4 protein-coding genes are annotated in these 3,296 nt (G+C 70.7%); all 4 read left to right on the top strand.

Annotated features, from left to right (window positions below; genetic code table 11):
- Window positions 1-696: metal-dependent hydrolase (locus tag VFW24_08365; protein ID HEX5266774.1), on the top strand; the 696-nt coding region annotated here is incomplete at its 5' end.
- Window positions 697-734: 38 nt separating this feature from the next.
- Entirely contained in the window at window positions 735-2,291 is a 1,557-nt protein-coding gene (locus VFW24_08360; GenBank protein HEX5266773.1) for an NAD(P)/FAD-dependent oxidoreductase, read from the top strand.
- A 20-nt stretch (window positions 2,292-2,311) separates the two neighbouring features.
- Window positions 2,312-2,596: an Lrp/AsnC ligand binding domain-containing protein gene (locus VFW24_08355; GenBank protein HEX5266772.1), complete on the top strand. Its 285-nt coding sequence runs from the start codon at window positions 2,312-2,314 to the stop codon at window positions 2,594-2,596.
- Window positions 2,593-3,296 (top strand): AMP-binding protein (locus VFW24_08350; GenBank protein HEX5266771.1); only part of this gene is annotated, 704 nt, incomplete at its 3' end. The genes VFW24_08355 and VFW24_08350, both read left to right, overlap by 4 nt.

Genomic DNA, 3,296 nt, shown 5'->3' with positions numbered 1-3,296 from the left:
GTGCGGAACTTCCGGGACCAGGTGAGCGACCCCGAGCTGAAGCGGGAGGTGGCCGGCTTCATCGGCCAGGAGGCCATGCACGGCCGGGAGCACCGCATGCTCAACGACCGGCTGGCCGAGCTCGGCTATCCGACCAAGCGGGTCGAGCGGTTCACCAAGTGGGGCCTGGCCCAGCGCGAGAAGCTCCTCTCGGCCAAGTCCAACCTGGCCGCCACCGCCGCCCTCGAGCACTTCACGGCCACCCTGGCCGAGCTGCTGCTGACCGACGCCGGGGTCCGGGCCATGTTCGGCCACGATGGCGTGCGCGATCTCTTCCTGTGGCACGCCCTCGAGGAGTCCGAGCACAAGGCGGTGGCCTTCGACGTGTACAAGGCCGTCGGCGGCAGCGAGCGGACCCGGGTCGTGACCATGAAGATCCTGCGCTACGCCTTCGTAGGCGGGCTGGCCGCCCAGGTGTTCGTCTCCCTCCTCGGGGACCGCGCCACCCACCGGGGCGGGGGCCTGCGCCGCAGCTGGCGGCGGGTCCGGCACTCCCCGCTGCTGACCAAGGCGATGTGGGAGCGCCTCAAGGAGTACGAGCGCCCCGGCTTCCACCCCGACGACCGGGACACGACCGCCCTCATCGAGGAGTGGCGCAGCGAGCTCTTCGGCCGTGACGGCAGGCTCAACGAGCACCTCGTGGCCCGCGCCTCGTGATGGAGGGGAGCACCCTGACCACGGCCGACAACGTAGGGGTGACCGACGCAGCCAACGAGCACGTCGACGTGCTCATCGTGGGGGCCGGCCTGTCCGGGATCGGCGCCGCCAGCTACATCGAGAAGCGCTGCCCGTGGGCCAGCTACGCCGTGCTCGAGGGGCGCGACGCCATCGGGGGGACGTGGGACCTGTTCCGCTACCCCGGGGTGCGCTCCGACTCCGACATGTTCACCCTCGGCTACTCGTTCCGCCCGTGGGACCAACGGGAGTCGATAGCCGAGGGCGGGTCGATCCTGCGCTACATCAGAGAGACCGCCGAGGCGACCGGGGTCGACCGCCGGATCCGCTTCAACCACCGGGTGGTCAGGGCGGAGTGGTCCTCCGAGGATGCGTGCTGGCGGGTGACGGCCGAGCGCACGGGCACAGATCGGATCGAGACCGTCGTCCTCACCTGCCGCTTCCTCTTCTCGTGCACCGGCTATTACCGCTACGACCACGGCTACCAGCCCGAGTTCCCGGGGACCGAGCGCTTCCCGGGGACGATCGTGCATCCCCAGGCGTGGCCGGAAGACCTCGACTATGCCGGCAAGAAGGTCGTCGTGATCGGCAGCGGGGCCACCGCGGTGACCCTTGTGCCGTCCATGGCCGGTGCGGCGGAGCACGTCACGATGCTCCAGCGCTCCCCCACCTACATCGCCTCCCTGCCGTCCCGGTCACCGATCGTCGCCCTCCTGCGCCGGTGGCTTCCCCGCCGCCTGGCCGATCCCGCCATCCGGTGGTTCAACGCCCTGACGACCCAGGGCTTCTACCAGCTGAGCCGGCGCCGCCCGGCCACGGTGAAGCGGATGCTCCGCAAGGGCCTCGAGCGGCAGCTGCCGGCGGGGTACGACATCGACACCCACTTCACGCCCCGCTACGACCCGTGGGACCAGCGGATGTGCCTGGTGCCGGACGGGGACCTGTTCGCCGCCATCCGGGACGGGTCGGTCTCGGTGGCCACCGACCACATCGTGTCGTTCACCGAGCGGGGGTTGCTGCTGCGGTCGGGCACCGAGCTGGAGGCCGACGTCGTCGTCACCGCCACCGGACTCGAGCTGCTGTTCATGGGCGGGATGGAGCTGTCGGTCGACGGGCAGGCCGTGGACCCGGGCGAGCTCCTGGCCTACAAGGGGATGATGCTCGAGGGCGTGCCGAACCTGGCCCTGGCGTTCGGCTACACCAACGCGTCCTGGACGCTCAAGGCCGACCTCACCTGCGCCTACGTGTGCCGTCTGCTCAACCACATGCGCGCCACCGGGATGCGCCAGTGCACGCCGGTCAACTCCGATACGGGGCTGACGCGCCAGCCGCTCCTCAGCCTCAACTCGGGCTACATCAACCGCTCGCAGCACCTGTTCCCGAAGCAGGGCTCGAAGTTCCCGTGGCAGGTCCACCAGAGCTACCTGGCCGACTACCGGGCCCTGCGGGCCAGCGGCCTCACCGACGAGGCGATGGTCTTCTCGAACCCGATCGGCGGAGCGCACGACTCCGGGCCCGGCGGGCCCGTATCGCCCCCGACTGATCGTTGCGAGGATGCTCTGACAACGGCCGGCTGACCCGGGGTTAGGGTGGATCGGTGCTGCACGCCTTCGTGCTGATCGACGCCGAGCCCGCCCGCATCGCCGACCTGGCCGAGGAGCTGGCCGACACCGAGGGTGTGTCCGAGGTGTACTCGGTCGCCGGGGAATCCGCCGATCTGGTGGCGGTCGTCCGCGTCCGCCACCACGAGCAGCTGGCCGAGGTCGTCACCCGGCTCATCGCCGCCCGCCCGGGGATCGTCTCGACCAGCACCCTGGTGGCCTTCCGGGCCTACAGCCGCCACGACATCGAGGCGATGTGGGACGTGGGGGCGGGCGGGTGATCTTCACCAGCCCCTTCCCCGACGTCGACATCCCCGACGTCACGTTCGACGACTTCGTGCTGGCCGCGGCCCGGGACCACGCCGACAAGGCCGCCCTGGTGGACGCCGGCAGCGGGAGGACCGTCACCTACGGGGAGCTGGCCGGCCTGGTCGACACGGCAGCGGCGGGCCTGGCGGCGCGGGGGTTCGGGAAGGGCCAGGTCTTTGCCATATCGCTGCCCAACCTGCCCGAGTACGCGGTGGCCTTCCTGGCCGCCATGCGCGCCGGCGGCACGGTCACGACCGTCAACCCGCTCAACACGCCGGAGGAGATCAACAAGCAGCTGCACGACTCCAAGGCGCGCTTCGTGCTGACCATCCCCCAGCTCCTGGCCGGGGCCCAGGAGGCAGCGGCCGGGTCCGGAGTGGAGGAGATCTTCGTGCTCGGCGGCGGCGAGAACGACACCGGTGCCGGGGCCACTCCGATCACGGAGCTGTTCGGGTCGGGCTCGGCCCGCCCGGAGGTGAACGTCGATCCCGGTGACGTGGCCGTGCTCCCCTACTCCAGCGGCACGACGGGGACCGCCAAGGGGGTCATGTTGAGCCACCGCAACCTGGTGGCGGCCATATCGCAGGCTCTTCCCCTCCTCGACGCCGGCCCCGACGACGTGGGACTGGCGGTGCTGCCGTTCTTCCACATCTACGGCATGGTCGTGACCCT

It is taken from the genome of Acidimicrobiales bacterium, from assembly GCA_036273495.1.
In the GTDB taxonomy this organism is placed as follows: domain Bacteria; phylum Actinomycetota; class Acidimicrobiia; order Acidimicrobiales; family JAJPHE01; genus DASSEU01.
The sequence above is the reverse complement of the archived record's forward strand: the minus strand, read 5'-3'. Positions and strand labels throughout refer to the sequence as shown.